The organism is Streptomyces sp. BK239 (assembly GCF_004217285.1).
Classification (GTDB): Bacteria; Actinomycetota; Actinomycetes; order Streptomycetales; family Streptomycetaceae; genus Streptomyces.
The window spans coordinates 38971-63318 of record NZ_SHKS01000004.1 but is presented as its reverse complement, the minus strand read 5'-3'; the positions used below and the strand labels follow the sequence as shown (position 1 = coordinate 63318).

General features: G+C 72.8%; 27 protein-coding genes and 1 pseudogene. 13 read left to right on the top strand and 15 right to left on the bottom strand.

The annotated features are described in order from the left end of the window. The first annotated feature begins 30 nt into the window (after positions 1-30). Genes EV567_RS13785 through EV567_RS13770 form a run of 4 tightly spaced genes read left to right on the top strand, consistent with a single transcriptional unit; the run spans position 31 to position 4221 of the window. On the top strand, positions 31-1335 hold the full coding sequence (locus tag EV567_RS13785; protein ID WP_130439737.1) for an NAD(P)/FAD-dependent oxidoreductase: 1305 nt from the start codon (positions 31-33) through the stop codon (positions 1333-1335). Beyond that, a complete protein-coding gene (locus EV567_RS13780) occupies positions 1332-2108 on the top strand; it encodes a DUF1365 domain-containing protein (RefSeq protein WP_130439735.1) in 777 nt (258 codons plus the stop codon). The genes EV567_RS13785 and EV567_RS13780 overlap by 4 nt, the downstream gene beginning before the upstream one ends. Then, positions 2105-3394 (top strand): cyclopropane-fatty-acyl-phospholipid synthase family protein, encoded by a 1290-nt coding sequence (locus EV567_RS13775; RefSeq protein WP_130439733.1) that lies wholly within the window; start codon positions 2105-2107, stop codon positions 3392-3394. Before EV567_RS13780 ends, EV567_RS13775 begins: the two co-directional genes overlap by 4 nt. Then, complete coding sequence (locus EV567_RS13770) at positions 3391-4221, top strand: DUF1295 domain-containing protein (RefSeq protein ID WP_130439731.1); 831 nt, start codon at positions 3391-3393, stop codon at positions 4219-4221. The genes EV567_RS13775 and EV567_RS13770 overlap by 4 nt, the downstream gene beginning before the upstream one ends. A 31-nt stretch (positions 4222-4252) precedes the next feature. Here the strand turns inward: EV567_RS13770 and EV567_RS13765 are convergent. Next, positions 4253-4489, bottom strand: a pseudogene (locus EV567_RS13765) (RskA family anti-sigma factor); the annotation flags it as partial. A gap of 262 nt (positions 4490-4751) precedes the next feature. On the opposite strand from EV567_RS13765, the gene EV567_RS13760 reads away from it, so the two are divergent. Further along, complete coding sequence (locus tag EV567_RS13760; protein WP_130439727.1) at positions 4752-5420, top strand: alpha/beta fold hydrolase; 669 nt, start codon at positions 4752-4754, stop codon at positions 5418-5420. 234 nt (positions 5421-5654) lie between these two features. After that, the gene (locus EV567_RS13755) at positions 5655-6164 is read left to right on the top strand and encodes a Rieske (2Fe-2S) protein (RefSeq protein WP_130439725.1); all 510 of its coding nucleotides are present in this window, start codon (positions 5655-5657) and stop codon (positions 6162-6164) included. Here the strand turns inward: EV567_RS13755 and EV567_RS13750 are convergent. Further along, positions 6151-6804, bottom strand: coding sequence for a cysteine hydrolase family protein (locus EV567_RS13750; RefSeq protein ID WP_130439723.1), 654 nt, complete (start codon positions 6802-6804; stop codon positions 6151-6153). The genes EV567_RS13755 and EV567_RS13750 overlap by 14 nt on opposite strands. A gap of 160 nt (positions 6805-6964) precedes the next feature. Here EV567_RS13750 and EV567_RS13745 point away from each other — a divergent pair, with 160 nt between their 5' ends. Beyond that, complete coding sequence (locus tag EV567_RS13745; protein ID WP_130439721.1) at positions 6965-7432, top strand: pyridoxamine 5'-phosphate oxidase family protein; 468 nt, start codon at positions 6965-6967, stop codon at positions 7430-7432. Positions 7433-7621: 189 nt separating this feature from the next. Here EV567_RS13745 and EV567_RS13740 read toward each other — a convergent pair whose 3' ends face one another. Then, positions 7622-8953 carry an aminotransferase class I/II-fold pyridoxal phosphate-dependent enzyme gene (locus tag EV567_RS13740; protein ID WP_130439719.1) on the bottom strand — a complete coding sequence of 444 codons (1332 nt, stop codon included), beginning with the start codon at positions 8951-8953 and terminating at the stop codon, positions 7622-7624. A gap of 46 nt (positions 8954-8999) precedes the next feature. Here EV567_RS13740 and EV567_RS13735 point away from each other — a divergent pair, with 46 nt between their 5' ends. After that, positions 9000-9701 (top strand): pyridoxamine 5'-phosphate oxidase family protein, encoded by a 702-nt coding sequence (locus tag EV567_RS13735; protein ID WP_130439717.1) that lies wholly within the window; start codon positions 9000-9002, stop codon positions 9699-9701. 18 nt (positions 9702-9719) lie between these two features. Here EV567_RS13735 and EV567_RS13730 read toward each other — a convergent pair whose 3' ends face one another. Next, a complete protein-coding gene (locus EV567_RS13730; RefSeq protein WP_130439715.1) occupies positions 9720-10724 on the bottom strand; it encodes a DMT family transporter in 1005 nt (334 codons plus the stop codon). 81 nt (positions 10725-10805) lie between these two features. Next, positions 10806-11480, bottom strand: coding sequence for a Clp protease N-terminal domain-containing protein (locus EV567_RS13725; protein ID WP_407071585.1), 675 nt, complete (start codon positions 11478-11480; stop codon positions 10806-10808). Between the two features lie 254 nt (positions 11481-11734). On the opposite strand from EV567_RS13725, the gene EV567_RS13720 reads away from it, so the two are divergent. Then, a complete protein-coding gene (locus EV567_RS13720; RefSeq protein WP_130439713.1) occupies positions 11735-12163 on the top strand; it encodes an SRPBCC family protein in 429 nt (142 codons plus the stop codon). Positions 12164-12257: 94 nt separating this feature from the next. Here EV567_RS13720 and EV567_RS13715 read toward each other — a convergent pair whose 3' ends face one another. After that, positions 12258-12905 (bottom strand): PadR family transcriptional regulator, encoded by a 648-nt coding sequence (locus tag EV567_RS13715; RefSeq protein ID WP_130439711.1) that lies wholly within the window; start codon positions 12903-12905, stop codon positions 12258-12260. A 130-nt stretch (positions 12906-13035) separates the two neighbouring features. Between EV567_RS13715 and EV567_RS13710 the strand changes: the two genes are divergently transcribed. Beyond that, positions 13036-13449, top strand: a complete 414-nt coding sequence (locus EV567_RS13710; protein WP_207228768.1) for a hypothetical protein — start codon at positions 13036-13038, stop codon at positions 13447-13449. 199 nt (positions 13450-13648) lie between these two features. Then, positions 13649-14545 carry an aminoglycoside phosphotransferase family protein gene (locus EV567_RS13705; protein ID WP_130439709.1) on the top strand — a complete coding sequence of 299 codons (897 nt, stop codon included), beginning with the start codon at positions 13649-13651 and terminating at the stop codon, positions 14543-14545. Between the two features lie 96 nt (positions 14546-14641). Here EV567_RS13705 and EV567_RS13700 read toward each other — a convergent pair whose 3' ends face one another. Together EV567_RS13700 and EV567_RS13695 are read right to left on the bottom strand one after the other, a co-directional pair. Beyond that, positions 14642-15367, bottom strand: a complete 726-nt coding sequence (locus tag EV567_RS13700; protein WP_130439707.1) for a DUF2625 domain-containing protein — start codon at positions 15365-15367, stop codon at positions 14642-14644. Positions 15368-15415: 48 nt separating this feature from the next. Then, complete coding sequence (locus EV567_RS13695) at positions 15416-15865, bottom strand: GNAT family N-acetyltransferase (RefSeq protein ID WP_130439705.1); 450 nt, start codon at positions 15863-15865, stop codon at positions 15416-15418. A gap of 50 nt (positions 15866-15915) precedes the next feature. Here EV567_RS13695 and EV567_RS13690 point away from each other — a divergent pair, with 50 nt between their 5' ends. Beyond that, positions 15916-16695, top strand: a complete 780-nt coding sequence (locus tag EV567_RS13690) for an SDR family NAD(P)-dependent oxidoreductase (RefSeq protein ID WP_130439703.1) — start codon at positions 15916-15918, stop codon at positions 16693-16695. Positions 16696-16804: 109 nt separating this feature from the next. Here EV567_RS13690 and EV567_RS13685 read toward each other — a convergent pair whose 3' ends face one another. The 4 genes from EV567_RS13685 to EV567_RS13670 all read right to left on the bottom strand — a co-directional run bounded on the left by EV567_RS13685 (position 16805) and on the right by EV567_RS13670 (position 19733). Further along, positions 16805-17638 (bottom strand): class II glutamine amidotransferase, encoded by an 834-nt coding sequence (locus tag EV567_RS13685; protein WP_130439701.1) that lies wholly within the window; start codon positions 17636-17638, stop codon positions 16805-16807. A 5-nt stretch (positions 17639-17643) separates the two neighbouring features. Further along, entirely contained in the window at positions 17644-18081 is a 438-nt protein-coding gene (locus EV567_RS13680) for a hypothetical protein (protein ID WP_130439699.1), read from the bottom strand. Positions 18082-18190: 109 nt separating this feature from the next. Beyond that, on the bottom strand, positions 18191-18622 hold the full coding sequence (locus EV567_RS13675; RefSeq protein ID WP_130439697.1) for an SHOCT domain-containing protein: 432 nt from the start codon (positions 18620-18622) through the stop codon (positions 18191-18193). Positions 18623-18998: 376 nt separating this feature from the next. Beyond that, on the bottom strand, positions 18999-19733 hold the full coding sequence (locus tag EV567_RS13670; RefSeq protein WP_130439695.1) for an HdeD family acid-resistance protein: 735 nt from the start codon (positions 19731-19733) through the stop codon (positions 18999-19001). Positions 19734-19915: 182 nt separating this feature from the next. On the opposite strand from EV567_RS13670, the gene EV567_RS13665 reads away from it, so the two are divergent. Continuing rightward, positions 19916-21319, top strand: a complete 1404-nt coding sequence (locus tag EV567_RS13665; RefSeq protein WP_130439693.1) for a DUF2252 domain-containing protein — start codon at positions 19916-19918, stop codon at positions 21317-21319. 399 nt (positions 21320-21718) lie between these two features. Here EV567_RS13665 and EV567_RS13660 read toward each other — a convergent pair whose 3' ends face one another. The 3 genes from EV567_RS13660 to EV567_RS13650 all read right to left on the bottom strand — a co-directional run bounded on the left by EV567_RS13660 (position 21719) and on the right by EV567_RS13650 (position 24215). Beyond that, positions 21719-21925 (bottom strand): hypothetical protein, encoded by a 207-nt coding sequence (locus EV567_RS13660; RefSeq protein ID WP_130439691.1) that lies wholly within the window; start codon positions 21923-21925, stop codon positions 21719-21721. Between the two features lie 118 nt (positions 21926-22043). After that, positions 22044-22562 (bottom strand): hypothetical protein, encoded by a 519-nt coding sequence (locus EV567_RS13655; protein WP_242620799.1) that lies wholly within the window; start codon positions 22560-22562, stop codon positions 22044-22046. Positions 22563-22613: 51 nt separating this feature from the next. After that, positions 22614-24215, bottom strand: a complete 1602-nt coding sequence (locus EV567_RS13650) for an MFS transporter (protein ID WP_130440599.1) — start codon at positions 24213-24215, stop codon at positions 22614-22616. Positions 24216-24348: the final 133 nt, after the last annotated feature.

The following is a 24348-nucleotide window of genomic DNA, read 5'->3' as shown; positions in this document are numbered from 1 at the left end:
GGAGTGTGCGGCCGGCCGGAGGGAGCAGCGATGTCAGGGGTGTCACGGGACGCGTCGGGCGGTGACGTCCGGCGGGGGCGGCGGCGCACGGCCGTCGTCGGCAGCGGGGTCGCCGGCCTGACCGCCGCGTACGTCCTCGCCCGCGCCCACCACGTCACGCTGTACGAGGCCGACGGCCGGCTCGGCGGTCACGCCCACACGCACGAGCTGACCTCGCGGGACGGCACACGGCGGCACGTCGACTCCGGCTTCATCGTGCACAACCGCCGCACCTATCCCCAGCTCCTGCGCCTGTACGGCGAACTCGGCGTCGCCACGCAGGAGTCGGAGATGAGCATGTCGGTGCGGTGCGAGGGGTGCGGCCTGGAGTACGCGGGCGCCCGTGGCCCCGCGGGTCTGTTCGCCCGTCCGGGCAACGCCCTGCGCGGCGCGTATCTGCGGATGCTCGCCGAGGTGCCCGCCTTCCACCGGGCGGCCCGCAGGCACCTCGCCCGGCCGGACGAAAGCGCCATGACACTGGGCGAGTTCCTCGACCGGCAGGGCTTCTCGCCTTATTTCCGCGCCCACTTCATGACCCCGGTCGTGTCGGCGGTCTGGTCCTGCGACGCCGCCACCGCCCAACGCTACCCCGCCGCCTACCTGTTCCGCTTCCTGGAGTACCACGGCATGCTCTCCGTGAGCGGCTCCCCGGCCTGGCGCACCGTCACGGGCGGCTCGCGCGCGTATGTCGAGCGGGTGGCGGACCGGCTGGACGCGGTGCGCACGGCGACGCCGGTCCGGGCGGTACGGCGGCGCCCCGACGGCGTCGACGTCACGACCGACGCCGGCGTCACGGAGTCGTACGACGCCGTGGTGGTCGCCACCCACCCCGACCAGGCGCTGAGCCTGCTGGCCGACGCCACCCCGCTGGAGAAGGACGTGCTCGGCGCGTTCCGCTACTCGCGCAACACGACGCTCCTGCACACCGACGCCGCTGTGCTGCCCAGCTCCCGGGGCGCCCGCGCCTCGTGGAACTACCTGATGCCGTCGTGCGAGGCGGGCGCCGACCGGGTGCGGGTCAGCTACGACATGAACCGCCTGCAACGGCTCGACGCGCCCGAGCGCTACGTGGTCTCCCTGGGCGCGCAGGACCGGGTGGACCCGCAGCGGGTGCTCGCCCGCATGGTGTACGAACACCCCGTCTACACGCCCGAGTCGGTCGCCGCGCAGCAGCGGCTGCCCGAACTGAACAGCTCCGTCACCGCGTTCGCGGGCGCCTACCACGGCTGGGGCTTCCACGAGGACGGCTGCCGCTCCGGCGTGACGGCCGCCGCGGCGCTGGGGGTGCGGTGGTGAGCTTCGCGTCCGCCCTGTACCCGTGCACGATCACCCACGTGCGCTCCGCGCCCCTGCGCCACGCGCTGCGCCACCGCACCTACATGTGGCTGATCGACCCCGACCACCCGCCCCGACTCCCCCGCCTCATCAGGCCGTTGGCGCGCTTCGATCCGCGCGACCATTTCACCGGCGACCAACCCTCCCTGCGCGCGGGGCTGGACGCGTTCCTCGCCTCCCGCGGGGTGCGCCTCGACGGCGGCCCGGTCGTCATGCTCACCCACGCGCGCGTGCTCGGCCATGTCTTCAACCCGCTCACCCTGTACTGGTGCCACGGCCCCGACGGTTCCGCGCGCTGTGTGGTCGCCGAGGTCCACAACACCTACGGCGGGCGCCACTGTTATCTGCTGCGCCCGGACGCGTCGGGGACGGCCCTCGCCGACAAGGAGTTCTACGTCTCCCCCTTCTTCCCGGTCGACGGCCGCTACCGCATGCGTGTGCCCCGCCCGCAGGACAGGCTCGACCTGACCGTGCACCTGGAGCGGGAGGGCGGCAGGCCCTTCACCGCCACCGTGCGCGGGGCCCGGCGCGAGGTGTCCGCGGGCGCCGTGCTGCGTCTGGCGGTGCGCCGGCCCTGGTCGACGCTCGCCGTGTCGGCCGCCATCCGGCTGCACGGCGTCCGCCTGTACCTGCGCGGGCTGCCGGTGCAGCCCCGCCCCGCTCCCGTATCCGCACTCGAAGACACCGATCCCGACCAGCGAGACCGCCGCGAGAACCCGGAGAACGCCGCATGAGGACCGCCGATCCCCGACCCGTCCACGCGGGGCGGACCGTGACCGCGCGCCCGCGCGACTTCGCCGTCGACCGGACGCGCTGGCCCGACGTGGCCGTGCCGCCGGACGCCTCGTGGACCCGGACGGCGGTCACCGCGGCCGTCGTACGGCGTGCCCTGCGCGACCTGCCCCTGCACGTGCGCTTCGCGGACGGCTCCTCGATCGGCGCGGGCGGCCCGGTCATGGACGTCCGCGACCCGAAGGCCTTCCACGCCCGGATCGGCAGCCAGGGCCTGGTCGGCTTCGGCGAGTCGTACATGGCAGGCGAGTGGGACGCGCCCGACCTCGTCGCCGTCCTCACGGTGCTCGCCGGGAACGCGGTCGGGCTGATCCCCCGCCCCCTGCAACGGCTGCGCGGTCTGTGGGCGCTGCGCCGGCCGGACTCCGAGCGCAACACCCCCGGTGGGGCCCGCGACAACATCAGCCGCCACTACGACCTTTCCAACGACCTCTTCGCCCTCTTCCTGGACGGCACGCTCACCTACTCGGCCGCCCTCTTCGACGGCTTCCCCGCGGCCTGGGACCTGCTGCCCGCCGCCCAGCACCGCAAGATCGACCGGCTGCTCGACCTGGCGGGCGTGGGCGAGGGGACACGGCTGCTGGAGATCGGCACCGGCTGGGGGGAACTGGCGATCCGCGCCGCCGCGCGCGGCGCGCACGTCACCTCGCTCACCCTGTCCCGGGAACAGCGCGACCTGGCGCTGGAGCGCGTCGCCGCGGCGGGTCTCACCGGCCGGGTCGGTGTCGAACTGCGCGACTACCGCGAGGCGCGCGGCGCGTACGACGCCGTCGTGAGCGTCGAGATGGTGGAAGCCGTGGGTGCGGAGTTCTGGCCGGTCTACTTCCGGGCGCTGGACGACCTGCTGGTCCCCGGCGGCAAGGTCGCCCTCCAGGCCATCACCATGCCGCACGACCGCATGATGGCCTCCCGCGACACCTTCACCTGGATCCAGAAGTACGTCTTCCCCGGCGGGCTGCTGCCCTCCGTGGAGGCGGTGGCCGGGACGGTCCGCGACCACACCGCGCTGCGCGTGGCCCGCCGCGACGCCTACGGCGAGCACTACGCCGAGACGCTGCGGCTGTGGCGGGAGCGGTTCGCCGAGCGGGCGGACGAGGTGGCCACGCTCGGCTTCGACGCCACGTTCCGCCGTATGTGGACCTTCTACCTGGCCTACTCCGAGGCGGGTTTCCGCTCCGGATACCTCGACGTGCAGCAGTACCTGTTGACCAAGGAGGACCTGAGATGACCTTCCCCTGGGCGGCGTTCGCCGTCAACCTGGCCTGGGCGGCGGGCGCGGCTCTCGCCGTCATGCTGGTCACCTTCGCCGTCGCCGTGCGCAAGGGCGTCCACCGGATCGTCGACTGCGCCTGGGGGCTCGCCTTCACGGCGGTCGCGCTGGTGACCTTCGTGGCGTCCGCCGACCACGGCGACCCGGGCCGGCGGCTCCTGGTGACCGCGCTGACCGCGTTGTGGGGCGTGCGGCTGGCGGTGCACATCGCCCGGCGGGGGCGCGGGCACGGCGAGGACCCCCGCTACGAGGACCTGCTCGCCAAGGCGCCCGGCGACCGGAACCTGTACGCCCTGCGGAAGGTGTACCTGCTCCAGGGCGCGCTGGTGTGGCTCGTGTCGCTCCCCGTGCAGGCCGCGCAGTACGTCACCGGGCCCATGTCGGCGTGGGCCGTCGCCGGGGCGCTGCTGTGGGCGGTCGGTGTGTTCTTCGAGGCGGTCGGGGACGCCCAGCTCGCCCGTTTCAAGGCGGATCCGGCGCACAAGGGCCGGATCATGGACCGGGGCCTGTGGCGCTACACGCGCCATCCCAACTACTTCGGCGACTTCTGCGTGTGGTGGGGGCTGTACCTGATCACCTGCGACTCGGGCGCGGCGGCCGCCGTCTCCCTCGTCTCCCCGGTGGTGATGAGCCTGCTGCTGACCAAGGGCAGCGGTCAGCGGCTGCTGGAACGCCGGATGGCGGACCGTCCGGGCTTCGCCGAGTACGCGGCCCGGACCAGTGGGTTCTTCCCCCGGCCGCCCAAGAGGACGGTGTCCCGTCCGAGGACCGGTGCGCGCCGCTGAGCCGGGGCGCGCCCCGGGCTCAGGGTGGCGGACCGGGCGTCTGCTGTCGTACGGCGGCGACCCGGCGCAGCACCTCCTCGCGCAGCGCCGGGCGTGGCGTCCGGGACACCGCCATCCCCAACCGGGCCGCGGTGGCCGTCAGCTCGGCGGTCTCCCGCGCGCAGCTCCCGCACTCGGCGAGGTGCCGCTCGAACTCCTCGCGTTCGTCGTCGGACAGGGCGTGCAGGGCGTACGCGCCCGTCAGCATGTGAAGATCGGCGGACGTCACGCCGTCGCCCCGAGGGCCACCCGGTTCGTCAGCCCCCGAAGGTCCGGTGACGCCGACGGGTCCGTGCCGATGTGTACGGCGTGTCTCACGTGGTCCTCCGAGGTCGGGACATCTCCGAACGTATTCCGGTACCAGGGCGGTCGCGGATTGGTCCCTCTCCCATGAAATACCGAACGACGTCAGACTGCTCGGGCGGCCGCGCGCCGGGCCCCGGTCGGGTTCACCGTTCGGCGGCGGACGGGACGACCTGTGAGGAGGACGCATGACCGAGCACGAGCAGACCCGGCAGGCCAAGGAGGGCACGGCGCAGGACCCGGCGTCCGCGCTGGTGACGCGCCGGGCCACGCCCGCGGCGCGTGCCGCCGTGCTGTTCCTGCACGGCGGCCGGGCCGACAGCCGTGCCCGCTCCCGGCCCTGGCAACTCGCCGCGGTCCGTATGAGGCCCTTCGTGCGCGCCGTCGCCCGGGAGGTGCCCGACGACATCCTGCTGGGCGAGGTGCGCTACCGGCTGCGGGGGTGGAACGGCTCCGCCGCCGACACGCTGAAGGACGTCCACCGGGCGCTGAGCGAACTGACCCGGCTCGCGGGGGACGTCCCGGTGGTGCTGGTGGGGCACTCGATGGGCGGGCGCGCTGCCCTGCGCGCCGCGGAAGCGGCCCAGGTGCGGGGCGTGCTGGCCCTGGCTCCGTGGTGCCCGCCGGGGGAGCCCGTGGAGCATCTGCGGGGCAAGCTGATCGTCGTGCTCCACGGGGACCGGGACCGCGTCACCGACCCCGGCGCGTCCCTGGCCTTCGTCGAGCGGGCCCGTGCGGCGGGGGCCAGGGCCGACGCCGTAGTGATGCCGGAAGGGGACCACGCCATGCTCCGCCGCAGCGGGACCTGGCACCGCACGACGGCGTCCGCGGTGGCGGACATGCTGTCCACGGGATGACCGCACGAGGGGGTCGGGGCCGCGGGGCCGTGGACGCGGGGGCCGCTGACCGCGTCCACGGCGGTCGCCCTCGCACCGGTGACAGCTCCGGGACAGCTCCGGCTTACGCCCCGCTGACCTCGACGGGGTCAGTCTCTTGGCACGGTCCGCAGTTGCAAGGGCGCTGAACACGGGGCGTCCGTGGCCCGTACATCTCGGCAGATCACCGATCGTCCCCCGAAGGGAAACCCCAGCATGACCAGCGCATCCCTGAATCCCGCGTCCGGACCCGCCCGTCGTGCCGTGGTGGCCGCCGCCGGAGCCGCCGGGCTGGCCGTCGCGCTGACCGCGTGCGGTGGCTCCGACGACGACGCGTCGGGTTCGTCGAACTCGTCGGCCGGCGCGGGCACCGCCGGAGCGGCGGGCTCCGCCGGTTCGACCGGCGGTTCGTCGGCGAGCACCGGCGGCGGCGCGGGCGGCACGGCGCTGACCACGACCGCCGAGATCCCGCAGGGCGGCGGAAAGGTCTTCGAGGACAAGAAGGTCGTCGTCGTGCAGCCGTCGGCGGGTCAGTTCAAGGCGTTCTCGTCCGTGTGCACCCATGCGGGCTGCGCGGTGAAGAGCATCGCCGACGGCGTCATCAACTGCCCCTGCCACAACAGCAACTTCTCTATCACGGACGGCAGCGTGAAGAGCGGTCCGGCGAAGAAGCCGCTGCCCGAGGTGCCGATCAAGGTCAGCGGGGACTCCATCACCCTGGCCTGACGCCGCCGTCCGCCCGCTCGAAGCAGGCCAGCACCTCGTTGGTGGTCGCGACCGTGGCGACCAACGCGAGGGTGTGGCGGACCATCGCGGGGGTGTACTCCGAAGGCACCCCCGCGATGGCGTCGGCCGGCACCACGGCGGTGTAACCCCGGTTGACGGCGTCGAAGACGGCGTTGGGGATCGCCACGTTTGCCGAGACGCCGGCGACCACCAGGGTGCGGCAGCCCAGGTTGCGCAGCAGGGCGTCGACGTCGGTGCCCTGGATCGGCGACAGCCCGTGCAGACGCCGTACGACGAGATCCTCCGCGGCGACGTCGATGGGGGGCGCCACGCGGACCGCGTCCGTGCCGGGGAGTTGCCGCACGGGGAGGCGTTCGGCGGCATGGAACAGCCGGGCGTTGCGGTTGGATCCCCGGCCGTCCGGACGGCGTTCGGCGACGGCGTGCAGCACCTGTACGCCGCTCGCGTGCGCGCCGGCCACGAGCCGGGCGACGTTCGCGAGCGCGCCCGACTCCCGTACCGTGCGGGCGAGTTCGGGTAGCGCGGCGGTGGGACCGACGACGCCCTGCTGGCACTCGACGGTCAGCAGGACGGTGTGCTCGGGGACGAGGAGGTCACCGAGTGCTCCGTACGACGGCATGGCTCCTCCGGGGCGGCCGGCGGGTGAAGTCGGGTGAGAATAGCCACCGTTGCGTGAGCAGGGAAGAAGACTCATCCTTTGGGGAAGCATCCTTTTTTGACGTGCCGTCAGAGCCCGGCTCTGGCGCGACGTGAGAGAAGAGAACAGAAAAGAGGGCCGGATGACCGTGACTCAGCGCCGGGGCCGGAAGATCATGATGACCCCGGGAGAGCTGGACGCGTTCCTCACCTTCCAGCGCACCTGCCGGGTCGCGACCGTCTCCGCCGACGGCGCCCCGCACGTGAGTGCCCTGTGGTTCCTGTGGGACGGCTCGGCACTGTGGTTGTACTCGGTGGTGCGCAGCAAGCGGTGGGCCGACCTGCGCCGTGACCCCCGGGTCGCGATCGTGATCGACTCGGGCGAGGAGTACGACTCGCTGCGGGGCGTGGAGCTGTCCGGCACCGCCGAGTTCGTGGGCGAGGTCCCGCGCACCGGTGAGCTGTGCGCCGAACTCGACGCCGTGGAGACGCTGTTCGCCCGCAAGAACTTCGGCCTGAACGCGATGCCGCACGACGGACGGCACGCGTGGGTTCGGCTGCGCCCGGAAAAGATCGTCTCCTGGGACTTCCGCAAGCTGGCCGACAGGTAACGCCACCGCGCCCACACCTGGCAACGCCGGGTGTGGGCGGGGGGTCAGGCGCCCGCGCGGGGCGGACCGGGGGAACGGGGGCGACCGGTCCGGCGTGAAGGGGGCGCGGGGAACTGCGCGACCAGCCACGACGCACCCTCGATGCGCCCCGCTGTGATGCGCGCCCCGCATCGGACGACGCGCCGCGCCCTACACATACCCCCGCCCCGGCGACACCCGCACCGCGGACGCCACCGCGTCCGCCAGCTCCCCCGTCTCCCCCTGCCCCACCGCGGAAACGGTCACCCGCACCCCCGCGGGCGACGCCAGCCGAAACCGCGCGCCCGGTGCGACAGCCCACCCGGCCTGCAACAACCGGGCCACGGCCCCCGTCTCGTCCGGCACGGGGACCCACACGTTCATTCCGCTGCGGCCCCGTGCGGCCACCCCCCGCTCGGCCAGCGCCGCGATCAGCGCGTCGCGCCGCCGCCCGTACGCCGCCGCGACCTCCCCCGCGTCCACCGCGCCGTCCGACCACAGCCGCGCCACCGCCCGCTGGGTGATCCGGCTGACCCAGCCGGGCCCGAGCCGCTGGCGTCCGCGGACCCGGTCGAGGGTGACCTCGTCCCCGGTGAGGACGGCGAGCCGCAGGTCAGGGCCGTAGGCCTTGGCGGCGGACCGGACGAAGGCCCAGTGCCGGGTGGCGCCGGCGAGGGGATGCAGGGGAAGGTCGACGATCCGGTGACCGTGATCGTCCTCGACGAGCAGGGTCCCCGGATGCCCCCGCAGCACCTCGCGCAGCGCACGCGCGCGTGCGGCGCTCACCGCGGCGCCGGTCGGGTTCTGCGCCCGGTCGGTGACGATCAGGGCGCGGGCGCCGCCCGCCAGCGCGCGGGCAACGTCCTCGGGCAGCGGCCCTTCGTCGTCGACGCCGACGGGCGCCGTGCGCAGCCCGAGCGCCGGGACGAGGTCGAGCAGTGAGCCCCAGCCGGGGTCCTCGACGGCGACCGTGTCACCGGGCCTGAGGTGGACGGCGAGGACGCGCTCGATGGCGTCGAGCGACCCGGAGGTGACGGCGACGGGGCCCGCCGGCACACCGTCCGCCGCCCAGTCGGCCCGAGCCAGACGGGCCAGTTCGGGATCCACGGGCTCGCCCCCGTACAGGACCGGCTCCCGGTCGCCCCGCTCGGCGGCCCACGCGAAGGCCGGTGCGAGCGCCGGCAGCAGGGCCGGGTCGGGGTTGCCGGTGGACAGGTCCCGCACACCCTCGGGCACCTCGACGCGGATGAACTCACGTCCGGTCGTCGCCGGCTTCGAGCGCACCCGGCTGCCCCGCCGGCCGTCGGTCTCGATCACGCCGCGTTCGCGCAGCGTGCGATAGGCGGCCGCGACGGTGTTCGGGTTCACCCCGAGCAGGTCGGCCAACTCCCGCATGGGAGGCAGCAGTTCACCTGGCTCCAGTTCACCCGCCCCCACCGCCTGCTCGATGTTCGCGGAAATCTCCGCTGCACGACGCCCGGTGAACCGATATTCTCCTAGCACAAACAATATTATGCACTAGTGCAATACTCACCGCAAGGAGAGCGCCATGCAGGGGTCCACTCAGCCGACGGGGGCGACGAGCACCACGTCCGAGCCCGCCGCCTACGCCCCGACCGACCGCACGGTCCCCACCAGGGCCCCGCAGCGGGCGTCGTACGACAAGGACCTGGTGCACGCGCTGCTCGACGAGGGCTACGTCTGCCACCTCGGCTTCGTCCGCGACGGTGCGCCGGTGGTGCTGCCGACGCTGTACGGGCGGGTCGGCGAGACCCTCTATGTGCACGGCTCGACGGGCTCGCGCCCGCTGCGGATGACGGGGCGGGCCGACGCGGGCCTGCCCGTGTGTCTCACGGTGACGCACGTGGACGGCCTGGTCCTGGCCCGTTCCGCCTTCCACCACTCGATCAACTACCGCAGCGTGGTGGTGCACGGCGTGGCCCACGACGTGACCGACCCTGAGGAGAAGCGGACCGCGCTCGACGCCCTGGTCGACCACGTCGTCCCCGGCCGGGCCGCCGACTCCCGGCCGGCCGACAAGAAGGAACTGGCCGCGACGGCGGTGATCCGCATCGACCTCGCGGAGGTCTCGGCCAAGATCCGCACCGGCGGCGTGAACGACGAGCCCGAGGACCTCGCCCTCCCCCACTGGGCAGGGGTACTGCCCCTGCGCAAGGGCTACGACACCCCCGTGCCCGACGCCGGCCTCCACCCGGACACGGAACTGCCCGACTACCTGAGCCGCCTGTGACGACGAGGCTCGGCCCGCCTAGGCGGCCGTCCCCCGGGCGGCCAGCTGCCGTTCGGGGCTGCCGCCGGTCACGGGTTCGCCGGAGCTCTTGGCCGGAGCGGACGACTGGGCGATGAACGCGCCCAGCAGGACCACCGCGCCGCCCACGATCTGCGGCGCCGAGAGGTGCTCGCCGAGCAGGACCCAGGCCAGGACGGTCGCGATGACCGCCTCCAGGCAGGCCACGACGCCCGCGATCTGCGGGGACAGCCGGCGCACGGAGACCACACCGGTGACGTAGGCGACGACCGTGGCGATCAGCACGATCCACGCGAGCAGGGCCCAGGCCGGGACGCGGGTGCCGTCCATGACGGCGGAGTGCGCGAGCACCGACCAGTCCATGGCCCAAGGGCGGGCTACGACCGTCAGCACGGCGGCGCCGACCAGGAGGCCGTAGGCGATGACGCCGAGCGGGTCCGGGGCGCCGTCGGCGGAGTCGCTGCCCTGGTCGGAGAGGACGAAGTAGCCGACCTGGCAGCCGGCGGCGCCGAGCGCGAGGAGGAGGCCGAGGGCGTCGAAGCTCAGCCCCGCCCACACTTCCACGACGCAGGCGAGCCCGCCCACCGCGAGCACCACGCCGAACGCGGCGGCCCGCGTCACCGGCCGCCGCTGCACGAACCGCACCCAGCCGAGCACGAGCGCGGGCGCGAGGTACTCGACGAGCAGCGCCACGCCGACGGGGATGCGGGAGAGCGCGGCGAAGTAGAAGGCCTGGACACCGGCCACGCCGAGCAGTCCGAACCCGGCGAGCAGCGCGGGGCGGCGGCGTACGAGCGCACGGTGACGGACGGCGAGCGGCAGCATCACCAGGGCCGCGCCGGCCACACGCAGCCAGACCACGTGCAGCGGGTCGAGTCCCGCCTCGATCAGCGGCTTGGCCGCGACCCCGGAACCGCCGAACGCGATGGCCGACCCGATCGCCAGACCGAGCCCGAGGCCCTTTCCGCGATTGCCCTGACTGCTCACAGAGGTATGCACCGGCACATGATGACAGGCGACGACATGAGCGTCATCCCCGTTGACACCTGTCTCACCGGCCGGACGGCTCGTCGCGTGCGTGCCTCCTCAGCAGGTGCTTCCGCCGCCGGGGAGCCGGACGTCGAGACCGGCCTCGACGCGGGCGCGCAGGGCGAGCGGGTCGACGCCGGCGCGGGTGAGGACCTCCACAGCGCGAGCCCCGGGGTCGGCGACGATCGCCGCGAGGAGGTCCACGCCGCGCGCCGGCTCCCCCGGGCGGGCGCGACCCTCGGCACGCCGGGCGGCGGCCCGTACGCGCGCGTGGTCGAGCGCGGCGGTGGCGAGGGGGGAGAAGCCCTCGGCGAGGGGGCACGCGGCGGGCGGGGCCTGGGCGGCGATGACCGGGGCGCCGGCAGCGGCGAGTGGGGCCTGGGCGTCGGGCGCGGGTCGGGGGTCGGTGACGGCGGCGGTGACGACGGGCAGGGCCCCGGAGTCCTCGACGCCGCTCTGCCAGCGCAGGCCGTAGCCGATGCTGCGCTGGACGAGGTAGCCGAGGAGCCGGGCGAGCTGGGAGCCCTCGGCGAACGCGGCGCGGACCAGGGGGTCGTGTTCCAGCAGGGAGTGCAGGAGGTGCGCGGTGTCGATCTGCCGGTCGCCGTCACGGACCGCGCGGCGGCGCGCGCCGCCCAGAGCCGACGTCAGCTCCGCGCTGAACCCGGCGTCGTCGTCCATGGCGCGCGCCGTCCGGTCGGGGGACGGCTGCCGGGGAGTACGGGGTGGCACCTGTCCACCTCACCAGTTCCGGCGGCTCCGGGCATCCTCTGAGGGAAGCATTCTCGGGTGCCGCGCTGAGTGGATCAGAGCGCGCGGCATCTCCTCCTCAGGGATGAGATTCAGCCGCTTTGTCACCGTGGAGGCGCGCCGCCTGTACGCCGCACTTCCTGACGGTTCGTCAGTATTGAATGTCGACGGCCCTGCGGCTACGTTTCGCGACACCGCAGCCAAGCCCGAGTCGCCGGACACGAAGAGGTGGTCGTATGGCCGAAGTCAGCGCGGAGGCCCGTATCGAGGCGCCGGCCGAGAAGGTGTGGGCCCGACTCACGGACTGGTCGGGATACGGGGAGTGGAACGCGACCCACACCAGCTTCCCCGGGGGCGGCCCGAGTGCCCTCGAAGTGGGCGCGACCTTCCAGGAGAACATGAAACTGATGGGCTTCCCCGCCGAGGTGGAGTGGACGGTGGCGGAGCTGACGCCGGCCCGGGTGCTGGCCATTCGCGGCAAGGGCCCGATGGCGGTGAACGTCGCCACGCGTTACACCCTCACCCCCGACGGCGACGCGACGACGGTCCGCATCGACGGTGAGTTCACGGGCGCCGCCGTGTCGATCATGGCGGGCAGGCTCAAGGACTCGGGGACGGCGGCGCTGAACGAGTCACTGCGCAAGCTCGGCGGTCTGGTGACCTGAGCCGGCCCGTCGAGGCCGGGGACACGAGGGCGCCCCCGCGGTGTGCCGCACGGGGCGCCGCGCGGGGCGCCCTCAACCCGCGTCCCGACCCCTGTCAATCCTCGTCGGCGAGGATGAGATACAGCTTCTTTCGGGCCTCGTTGACGACGGCGAGCGCCTTGTCGCGCTGTTCCTTGCTGCCGGTCTTCCAAACCTGCCCGAAGGCCTCCATCAGCCCGAAGCCGGCCTGCCGGATCTCACCGAGCGCCTCCCAGTCGACCCCGCGGGAGGCCTCCTCCCAGGGTGCGTCGGGCCCTTCCTCCGCCGCCGCGCGGCCGGCGTCGGTGAGCGAGAACAGCTTCTTGCCGCCCTCCGACTCACTGCTGATCAGCCCCTCGTCCTCCAGCAGTTGCAGGGTGGGGTACACCGAGCCGGGGCTCGGCTTCCAGGCGCCGCCGCTGCGCTCGGCGATCTCCTGGATCATCTCGTAGCCGTGCATGGCCCGCTCCTTGAGCAACGCCAGGATCGAGGCCCGCACATCCCCCCGCCGCGCCCTGCCCCTGGGCCCGCCACGCCCGCGCCCGCCCCAGGGGCCCGGCCCGAACCCGGGCCCGAACCCCCCGGGTCCACCCGGCCCCCCGGGTCCACCCGGCCCCCCGGGCCCGAACGGCCCGAACGCCGCACGCCGCCCCTCGAACCCACCACGCCCCCGCCGAAAGCCTTCATCCCGCCCATGACCTCGCTCGAACCCGTGCGAACGCATCGCCACCACTCCATTCATTCCATCGTTGATCTGTCGTGATGCTTCGACGATATATCGGTAACGTTCGCATGACAAGACCCCGGACGCAGGCGCGGGGTGTCCTGTGGATCGGGCCGCGTAGCATCGCCGTGTGCCTCGCCATGCGAAGAAGCCCCGCCGGCTGGTCGCCGACGGGCGCGTGTACATGTGGACGATGCGCCACAGCCACCGAACGGGCCCCGACGGGCGGTCCGTGGACTGCCGCCAGACCCTCACCCTCTCCCCTCGGCCTGCCGGCGCCGGCGGGCCGCTGCGCATCGTCTTCGCCGAGGGGCCCGGCCGGTACGTCCCGGGCGGGGCCCCCTTGGGCTCCGGGGACGTGGGCTTCATCCAGGGCGCAGGCCTGAACCTGCACGAGCCGGGCGTCGTCCGGGCACTGCTCGACGTGGCGCTGGCCCGCGGGTGGCGACCGGAGGAGCGGCGGGCGGTGGAGCTCGACGGCTGGCTCCTGCTGGAGGCGGCAGCCACCGCGCAATCCGGAGCAGCCGACCGCGAAGGACCGTAGCCACGCCGCGTTCTGCTGCGGCATTCCCACCCACATCGCTGAGGACGTCGCCGCCGCGATCGGCCACGCCGTCAGAGCGCCGTGAGTGAGCGGAAATCTCGGTTGATCCGGACCCCGGCGTGTGAATACTGACTGTCGTCTCAGTTGTTCAGGTCTGCTTCCTGTGTCTCGGACCGAACCGGCGGAAGGGCCCGCGCGAATGACCATGCACGATGACCAGGTGGACGTGACCACCGACATCGTTGCGACCTTGATCCGAGAACAGTTCCCTCAGTGGAGCGGCGAGGACGTCCGACTCGTGCCGTCGACCGGGACGGTCAACGCCATCTTCCGTATCGGCAACGGCCTTTCCGCGCGTTTCCCACTGCGTCCGGTCGATGCCGCCGAGGCGCTGGCGGTTCTGGAGCGGGAAGCCGAGGCGAGTGGGGAGCTGGCCCGGGTGTCCCGGATTCCCGTCCCGGAACCCGTCGCCTTGGGAAAGCCCGGAGCGGGATACCCCATGCCGTGGTCGGTCCAGACCTGGCTGCCGGGAACGGTCGCTTTCGATGCCGACCCGAGTGGGTCGAATGCTTTCGCCGAGGACCTCGCGGCCTTCATCGCGGCCCTGCGGGACGCCGAGACGCGTGGGCGGCTTTTCGACGGCGACAACCGGGGCGGCGTACTCGCCCACCACGACGACTGGATGGCGCAGTGCTTCGAGGAGAGCGAGGGGCTGCTCGACGTACCCCGGCTCCGCCAACTGTGGAGCCGTTTCCGGGAGTTGCCGCGAACAGATGCCGACGTGATGAGCCATGGTGACCTGATCCCCGGCAACGTACTGGTCGCGGAAGGCCGGCTCGCCGGCGTACTCGACACCGGCGGCTTCGGCCCCGCCGACCCCGCGCTGGATCTGATCAGCGCCTGGCACCTGTTGCAGCCGGGCCCGCGGGAAGTGTTCCGACGGACACTGACCTGTGACGACCTGGAGTGGGAGCGCGGCAAGGCCTGGGCGTTCGAACAGTCGATGGGCGCCGTCTGGTACTACACCGAGAGCAACCCGACGATGAGCAGCATGGGGCGTCGGACCCTCGACCGCATACTGGAGTCGACGCGGTGAACCCGTGAGGCGTCGGCTGCGCTGCCTCCGGGACGAGGAAACCGTCTGGTCCTGCTTCGAGTCGGCGCCGATGCTAGGGCGTGGCGCCTCGTGGTGTCACACGTCGCCCAGGAACCCCGGGTCAGCCGGCCCCATGCTGCGGGCGAAGTCCGCGGCGACTCCCAGGATCCCGCGCATCGGTACGGGACGCCGGCTTGTCGCCGCGAGGTCGGCGTGGGCCTCCTTGGTCCACAGGAACGGGTAGACGGAGATGCCCTCCGCCAAGGACAGAGCCGCGGCTTCCTCGCGCCAGCCGGGCCAGCGCAGACCGTCGTAGAACGTCTCCAACCGGCCTGAGAGCAGCCAGAAGAACCAGCCCGAGTGGCCCATCTCCATCGCTTCCCACGCCAGGGTGTCGGGAGCGAAGTACGTCATCTGTCCGGGCGCCCCCGGCCGGCCCGCAGCCGCGGGATCGCTGCCGTTCAGCGCGAAGACCCCGCCCACGGCGTCATGACCGACGACGAGACCGGTCCCGGGATGCCATGCCGGATCGAAGTCGGCGGGGAAACCGTTGACCTGCGCCAGACTCGGAAGCCCTCCGTCCCGGGCCGAGCCGCCGCCGAACACGCGCACCCACCCGTCGTCCAGGAGCAGTCCGCCGGTGTGCAGCGCCAGAGCCCCCAGCACCGAGCGTGCGGTGACCTGCATCTGCAGGACGCCCCGTCGCCCGTCTTCGCCGTCGGCGGGCAGCGTCCGAACCGGCACGGTGCTCGCACCGAGCGCTTCCTCGAGTTCCGGCCACGCCGGGTCGTCCACGTGGACCAGCTCGTCGATCTCTCGCATCCGAGGATGCTCGCATCCTTGCCCCGGCGTCTCACCCGGTGGGTCGGTTCACCCGTCGAGCGGGACGCGGTAGACCGTCGAGTTCCTGGGGCGGAAACCGAGGCGTTCGTAGAGGCGGTTCGCCGCCGGACGGTCGGGGCGGGAGGTGAGGTCGACCGTTCTGGCGCCCGCTTCCCGTGCGATGCGCAGGGCCTCCTGCGTGAGGAGGGCCGCGACTCCCCGGCCTCGCGCCTCGGCGTCGACGATCACGTCCTCGACGCGTGCCCGCACACCGGACGGCAGTGGCAGCAGCACCAGCGTCAAGGTGCCGACGACGGTCCCGGACACCCGGGCCACCAGCACCGTGTTGGCATCGCACGTCACCATCCGCTCGACCGCCTCACCGTCGAGCGGCTTCGCCGTCGAGGACAGCTGCGGCAGCAACCGGCCGAAGGCGTCGACGAGTTCGGGACTCGCCTGCCTGACGATGTCCACGCGGATGTCCAAGCGGCTGTCCATGTGGGGAGCCTATCCGCCGTCCGCGCGGCCGGGGCCTTTAGGGTTCGGGAATGATCTCCCATCGCTTTCTCACCGAACTGTTCTCGCTGGACGGGCGGGTCGCCGTAGTGACCGGAGGCAGTTCCGGCATCGGCCGGGCCATCGCCGGCGCCCTCGCGCGGGCGGGGGCGAGCGTGGTGGTCGTGGCCCGTAGGGAGTCCGAACTCGTCGCCACCGTGGACGAGTTGACGGCCGAGGGCTGCCGGGCGGCCTGGGTGAGCGGTGATCTCGCCGACCGCGACGGGGTGCGCGCTGCGGCGGATCGTGCGGTGGAGCCGTTCGGCGAGCCCGACATCCTGGTCAACTCCGCCGGCATCAACCTGCGGCCGCCCATGGGCGAACTCGACGACGAGGTGTGGGACGCCACCATGGCCGTGAACCTGGAGGCGCCGTTTCTGCTGGGCCGGCGCTTCGGGCCCGGCATGGCCGAGCGCGGTCACGGTCGGATCATCCACGTCTCGTCCCAGCAGGCGCACCGGGCCTTCGTCCAGAGCGGCGCCTACGGGGTGTCCAAGGGGGCGCTGGAGTCGCTGGCCCGGTCGCAGGCCGAGGCCTGGTCGCCGTACGGAGTCACCTGCAACACGCTGGTGCCGGGCTTCGTCATGACCCCGTTGAACGCGCGGTTGTCGTCCGACCCGGAGCGGGTCGCGGCGCTCGCCGCGCGCACGCTGGTGGGGCGCAACGGGCTGGCGGAGGACTTCGCGGGAGCGGCCGTGTTCCTGGCCGGACCGGGCTCCGCGTACGTCACCGGGCAGTCGGTCTTCGTGGACGGCGGCTTCTCCGTCCACTGAGCCCGCCGTCCCGGTGACGTCCGTCGGACGCCCGGTGCCGGTCGTCGCAGGCGGCGCGGGCGCGGGCGGGTGCAGGCGTGCAAACCATGCAGGCCGCACGGGCCGTGGCCTACGCCGCCTGGGGGACGAACGGGTGGATCTCGTCGCCCCCCGCCTGCACCACGCCGTAGGTGCTCTCGGGTACCTCCTGCCAGGCCCCGGGCAGGCCGCCCAGGGGCTCCGACACGATCAGACGGGTCTCGTCGGACACTTCGCGGAGGAACTCCACGTCCGGGTGGAGGGCGCGCAGCGTGTCCACCCGGGTGCTGTAGAAGAGCGTGCGTGACGCCTTCTGGCTGGAGTAGCGGAAGGCCCAGAGCCGCTCCCCGTCGGTCACGGCGACCGTCATCTGCAGCGGGAACTCCACCCCGTGGGCATGGCCGGTCCGTTCGACGAAGTCCGCCATCCGGGCGACGCCGGCTGGCGGATCCTTCTCCAGGCCGAAGGTGAGCGCCAGGAAGAACATCATCTCGGAGTCGGTCGAGCCCTCGATGTCGAGGAACAGGCCCGGGTCGACGGCCAGGGCCAGTTCGCGCCGCATCCGGTGGAACTCGGCGATCGCCCCGTTGTGCATCCACATCCAGCGGCCGTGGCGGAACGGGTGACAGTTGGTCTCCTGCACCGCCGTGCCGGTGGAGGCGCGGATGTGGGCGAAGAAGAGCGGTGAGCTGACGTGCCCCGAGATCTCCCGCAGGTTGCGGTTGTTCCAGGCCGGACCGACCTCCCGGACGATCGCGGGGGTGTCGACGTGTCGCTCGTACCAGCCGATGCCGAAGCCGTCGCCGTTGGTGGTCTCGACGCCCATGCGGGCGTGCAGACTCTGGTCGATCAGCGAGTGCTGCGGTTTGTAGAGGATGGTGTCGAGCAGGACGGGGGTGCCCGAGTAGGCGAGCCACCGGCACATGGTCGTCACCCGTTGCCCGGCGCGCCGAACGTGCGCGACTCGTCGCGGCCGCCCACGCACAGCGCCCAGATGACGAACCCGGAGAACGCGATCATCACGACGGACCAGACCGGGTAGTACGGCAGGGACAGGAAGTTGGCGATGACGATGAGCCCGGCGATGGTGATGCCGGCGACTCGGGCCCACATGGCTCCCTGGAAGAGGCCCATGCTGACGACGACCGCGATCGCGCCCAGGATCAGGTGGATCCAGCCCCAGCCGGTGAGGTCGAACTGGAAGACGTAGTTCCGTGTCGTGACGAAGACGTCGTCCTCGGCGATGCCCATGATGCCGCGGAAGATGTCCAGTACTCCCGCGAGCATGAGCAGGACGGCGGCGAACACCGTCAGGCCCTGGGCCCACTGCTGCTTGGCCGACGTCGTGTGCCGGGTGTGTGTGGTCATGCCGGTGCCTCGATTCGGTGACGGTCGTGCGGATCGGTGCAGGTCTTCGTCGATCGGTGCGAGTCGGACTCGATCGGTGCAGGTCGCTTCGGTGCCGGTGGGTCTTCGGTCAGTTGTGTGAGCCGCTCAGGACCAGTTGCTTGGCCTTGCGGAACTCCTCGTCCGTGATGTCGCCGCGCGCGCGGATCTCGGAGAGCCGGGCGAGTTCGTCGACGCTGCTCGTGCCCGCGTCGGCGCCCTTGGCGGTCTCGCGGATGTAGCTGTCGAACGCCTGCTGCTGGGCGCGTGCCTGCTCCGCCTCACGGCGGCCCATGTTCTTGCCGCGGACGATCACGTAGACGAACACGCCGAGGAACGGCAGGAGGATCGTGAAGATCAGCCAGCCGGCCTTGGCGCCGCCGCTCAGCTTGTCGTCGCGGAAGATGTCCATGACGACCCGGAAGAGCAGCACGAACCACATGATCCACAGGAAGAACACCAGCATGGTCCAGAAGGCGCTCAGCAGTGGATAGTCGTAGGCGAGGTACGTCTGCGCACTCATGTCCGTTCTCCGTTCCGGGCCTCGGCCCGTACACGGGCGGGGCCCCCATGCGGGGTGCGTCTGGTTCTCAGCGTGCGCACGGCAAGCGGCGGCCGCCTCACCCGGGACGGGTGATGATGCGCTCCGCCTGCGGCACAGCGGGGTGGGGCGGGGTGCGGTTCGGCGCCGCTCGCCCGGGCGCGGTGCGGTTCGGTTTCCCTCGCCCCGGCGCGGCAGGGCACGGCGCTCCGACCGTCGGGCCCGGTCGGGTGCCTCAGTCGGCGGGAGGGGACCGCAGGAGGCAACCCGAAGCTGCACACCAGGTGAAAAGCAAGCGGGCAGCGCGCAGGACGGTCGAGCACGCGGCGCGCGCTCACGCCGGCCACGGCGAGCCGTGTCACCCCGTAGCGCCCGACCGGCGTACAGCAGCGCGCCACGCGAAGGCGATCACGACCTCGACCAGCCCCAGCAGGACGAGCCACAGGCCGAGCAGCCGGGTCAGTGCCCGGGCCGACTCGGTGGGCAGCGCCAGTACGACGACGCCCGCGACGACGGCTAGGGCGGCGGCGGCGATGACGATGCCGCGGTGGGGCAGGTTCTTGGCGGCGACGGCCGTGAAGAGGGTGACGATGCCCGACACCAGCCAGACCGCGCCGACGATCAGCGACAGGGCGGCGATGGTCTGCAGCGGGTTGCGCAGACACAGCACACCGCCGAGCACGTACAGCACGGCGAGGAGGAGCCCCGGCAGCCGTTCGCCGTGATCGTCCCGCGCGAAGGCCCCGACGAACCGGAACACACCGGCCGCCAGGAGGTAGAGCCCGATGAGGACGGCCAGGACGTGGAGGGTCCCTTCCGGCCAGACGAGGACGATGACGCCCGGCACGAGCGTGGCGATCGCGGAACCGAGGATCCACAGCCACGAGCGCCCGAGGACGGCCAGAAACTGAGCGGGATCCCCCGCAGCTCCTCCCCCGGCGCCCCACGCCTCACCGCCCGTCCCCAGCGCGCCGGTCCCCGCGGCCCCATATGCCTCGGCCCCCGCCGCACCCGCAGGCGGCGCTCCTTGCGACCCTCCGGCGGGCACCCCGCCGGGCGGGTACTGCGGGGCCGGTTGACGCGGCTCGGTCATGGCTCCTCCTCGCGTGGGCGGCGAGCGTTCGGGGACCCCGGCGGGGCGCTGTACGGCGGTGACCTTTGCCCCGCCAGCGTCCCGCCCGCCGTCCGCCGCCGGGTCACCCGCCGCGGGTGATCCGCGCGCGGCCCGGCGGCGGTGAGGTGGAGGCCCGGGGACGCGTCCAGGAGGTTGCGGTCATGGCCCTACCGAGTGTGTTCACCACCTCTCTGGCACCGGACGAGCGAGCCGCGTACGGCAGGAACGCCCGCGCGCGGGCGCCGCGCTCGTGCCACGGCTGGTTCGAGGCGCAACCGGACCGGCCCGACCCCGTGGAGGTGATAGAGCGTCAGTCCGCCTCCCGCGTGCCGGAGTTGGTACCGGTGCGTTACGGCCGCATGCTCGAGTCCCCGTTCCGCTTCTACCGCGGCGCCGCGTCGATCATGGCGACCGACCTGGGACCGGTGCCGAACACCGGACTGACCGTGCAGCTCTGCGGAGACGCCCACCTGCTCAACTTCCGGCTGCTGGCCTCACCCGAGCGGCATCTCGTCTTCGACATCAACGACTTCGACGAGACCCACAGCGGCCCCTTCGAGTGGGACGTCAAGCGGCTGGCCGCGAGCTTCGTGATCGCCGCCCGGGCCAACGGCTTCTCCGAGGCGGAGCAGAACGCCGCGGTACACACCTGCGTGAAGGCGTACCGGCAGCGGATGCGGGAGTTCGCCGGCATGCGCACCCTGGACATCTGGTACGCGCAGGACGACGCCGACCGGATACGCGAGCTGCTGGCCTCGTCGATGGACCGCAAGGCCAAGCGGCGCACCGCCGAGGCGACGGCGCGCGCCCGGACGCGCACCTATCTCCAGGCGTACGAGAAGCTCACCCGGGTGACCGCCGAGGGCCGGCGCATCACCCCGGACCCGCCGCTGATCACCCCGCTGCGGGATCTGACGAGCGACCCCGCCGAGGAGGAGAAGAACCTGCTGGCCGTGCTGGACGGGTACGCGCGGACGCTGTCGTCGGAGCGCCGTCACCTGCTGCGCCGCTACCGCCTGGTCGACGTGGCCCGCAAGGTGGTCGGCGTCGGCAGCGTCGGCACCCGCTGCTGGATCGTGCTGATGCTCGGCCGCGACGAGGAGGACCCGCTGCTGCTCCAGGCGAAGGAGGCGCAGGAGTCGGTCCTCGCCGCCCACACGAGCGGTGAGCGGTACGACAACCAGGGCCGCCGGGTGGTGTCGGGGCAGCGGCTGATCCAGACGTCCAGCGACATCTTCCTGGGCTGGACCAGAGCCGCGGGCCTGGACGGACACGACCGGGACTTCTACGTACGGCAGCTGCGGGACTGGAAGGGCATCGCCCGGCCGGAGACGATGGACCCGGGCCTGCTCCGGCTGTTCGCGCGGTTGTGCGGGTCCTGTCTGGCACGGGCCCACGCCCGGTCCGGCGACCCGATCGCGATCGCCGCCTACCTGGGCGGCAGCGACCGTTTCGACCGGGCCCTCGCCGGGTTCGGTCAGGCCTACGCGGACCAGAACGACCGGGACTTCGAGGCGCTGGGAGCCGCTGTCAGCGCCGGCAGGGTACGCGCCGAAAGCCTCTGAGACACCGGCTGAGACAACGGAGACACCGGCGGGGACCCTGCTCGCGCACGGGCTCGCGCACGGGAAGACCCTGCGCGCACGCCGACTCACCGCGAGGAACGGGCCCCCGCCGCGAGGCCGCCGAGCGCATGCGCGGGCCGACCAGCCGCGAGCCCCGACCGGCGCTGGGCGACCCACCCGCCCGCCAGGCCGCCGGGCCCCCGGCAGGCCGCACGGAGCCCGCTGCGAGGCGCAGGCCGAGCCCGCCGTCAGTCCACAGGAAGCCGCCGCTCAAGTCCCCGTGCCCCGCCCGGCCGCTCAGACCGCTCCGGAAGCCCCGGTCGCTCCGGTCGCTCCGGAAGCCCCGGTGGCCCCCTTACCCCAAGTCCGTACCCCCCTGCCGCCCCGCCGGGGACCCCCTCACGCCCCGGACTCCGGCAGCTGCCGCATCTCCAGCACCCTCAGCCCGAGCGACTGGCAGCGGGCGAGCAGGCCGTACAGGTGCGCCTCGTCGATCACGTGACCGAACAGGACCGTCTGACCGGACATCACCACATGGTCCAGCTCCGGGAAGGCCCTGGTCAGCGTCTCGGACATATGTCCGTCGACGCGGATCTCATAGCGCATCTGCTGCTCCCCGGATGGCCTGGGACAGGCGAACCGCGCCCTTACCCTGCGATGGTCCGCCAGAACCGGCCGACGGGACCTCACCCCGTACAGGTGATTGGCCGCCGCGCTCGGCGCCTCAGTGCGTCACGATCAGCTTGAACGCGATGATCAGCAGTCCGAGCAGCAGATTGACCGACGCGGAGAGGGCCACCATGCGCCACGGCGCTCCGGCTCGACGGGCCGCCGCCGACGACCAGCCCACCTGCCCGGCCACGGCCACGGAGAGCGCCAGCCAGAGCGTGCCCGGCAGGCCGAGGCCCAGCAGCGGGCTGACCGCCACGGCGACGGCCGGCGGCACCGCGGCCTTGACGATGGGCCACTCCTCGCGGCACACCCGCAGCACGACGTGCCGTCCGGGGTTCCGCTGGGCCAGGCGCGCGCCGAACAGCTGGGCGTGGACGTGCGCGATCCAGAACGACAGACCGGTGAGCAGGAGCAGGAGCACGAGTTCCAGGCGGGGGAACGACCCCAGGCTGCCCGCCCCGACGATCACCGAGGCGGCCAGCATGGATCCGTACACGCCGCCCGTGTAGTCGGCGTGGGCCCGGCGTTCGACGCGGCGCGTGCGCGCCGTGGCGGGTCCGGCGTCGGACATCCCGGCCTCCATGGGGTCGGCGGAGCAGGAACATCTGATCGGTAGCCCAGGTCACCGTGCCGCGGCGGAACGGTCACGGGCGGCCGGCCCTCGGGTCGGCAGGTGCGAGGTGACGAGGAAGCTCGCCAGGGTGATGCCGCCGGCCGCGAGGATCGCCGCCTTGAGGCCGTCGAGCTGCGCGGCGGCGTAGGAGTCGGCGACGGCGTCCACCTCGGCCGGGGGCAGCCCGGCCCGCTCGGCGGCCGAGCGGACCTGCTCCGTCGGCACGAAGCTGATGCCGGCCTCCAGGGCTACGCCGGTCTGCCGGCGGGCCTCCTCCGACAGGCGCGGGTCGTCCTCCACGTGCGCGGTGAAGGCGTGGGCCAGGGCGCCGATGAGTATCGATCCGATGAGCGCGGTGCCCAGGGCCGAGCCCAGGTTCTGCGCGGTGAACTGCAGCCCGCCGACCTCACTGCGTTCCGCTTCGCCGACGCTGGACTGGACGACGTTCCCGAGCTGCGAGGCCAGCAGTCCCATACCCAGCCCCAGCAGGGCCATCGCCCAGGCGAACTGGGCGTCGTCGACGGCCGGTTCGATCGTGGCCAGCAGCCAGGCGATGGCCCCGGTCAGGACGGTCAGGGCGAGCCGCACCACCGCGCGCGGCCCCATCTTCCGCCCGAGCGGGGCGGCGCCCAGGGAGGCCGCCAACATCGTCACGGACACCGGCAGCAGCCGCAGGCCCGTCTCGAAGGCGTCGAAGCCCTGCACCACCTGGAGGTAGAGGGGGATGGTGAAGAACAGTCCGAGGAGGATGAGGTTCTGGCTCAGCAGGACCATCAGGCCGGAACGCAGCGCGGGCCGGCGCAGCAGCGGGAGGTGGACGAGGGGGTCCGTGCCCTGGGCCTCCCGCCGCCGTTCCCAGCGCACGAAGCCGGCCAGGACGGCCACGCCGGCGCCGATGACGAACAGGGTGGGGGCGAAGCCCAGGACGGTGAAGGGCGGGTTGCGGGGCTCCACCCAGCCCCAGGTGCTGCTCTGCAGGACGCCGAGCACGCCGAGGGCGAGCCCCGCGGCCGACAGCGCGGCCCCTACGCCGTCCAGCCGGGGGTGCGTCCCGGCCCGGGGCGTCTCCGTGATCGCCCGGCGGAAGCACAGGACGACGAGGACGACCACGACCTCCCCCGCGAAGACCAGCCGCCAGGTGAGGTACGTCGTCACCCAGCCGCCCAGCAGTGGTCCGACGGCGATCCCCGCACCGGCGAGGCCCCCGATGACTCCGTAGGCGACGGCCCTGTCCCGGCCGCGGTAGGACTCGGCGACGAGGGCCGCCATCGCCGGCAGGACCAGGGCGGCGCCGAGCCCCTCGATGACGGACCAGCCCAGGGCGAGGACCCAGAGGGTGGGCGCGACGGCGGTCAGGGCCGAGCCCGTGGCGTAGACGCCCAGGCCGAGGAGGAAGACGCGCCGGCGTCCGAGGACGTCTCCGAAGCGACCCCCGATGATCATGAAGGCCGCCATGACCAGCGCGTACAGGGTGATGACGGCCTGGATGGCGGTCACCTCGGTGTCGAAGTCCTCCACCAGCCGGCTGATGGAGACGTTCATGACGGAGGTGTCCAGGACCATCAGGAACTGGGCCGTGCCCAGGACGATCAGTGCCCGCCAGCGTTTCACGTCGTCCACCTCGCCGAGTCGGCCCTGGACGCCGGAGGAGGTGGCGTCCGGCAGCGACCACACCGACCGGCTGCCACTTTCATCGCAGCCCAGAGGCCCGTCGGGTGCCTCACCCGTAACGGGCGAGCCTGAA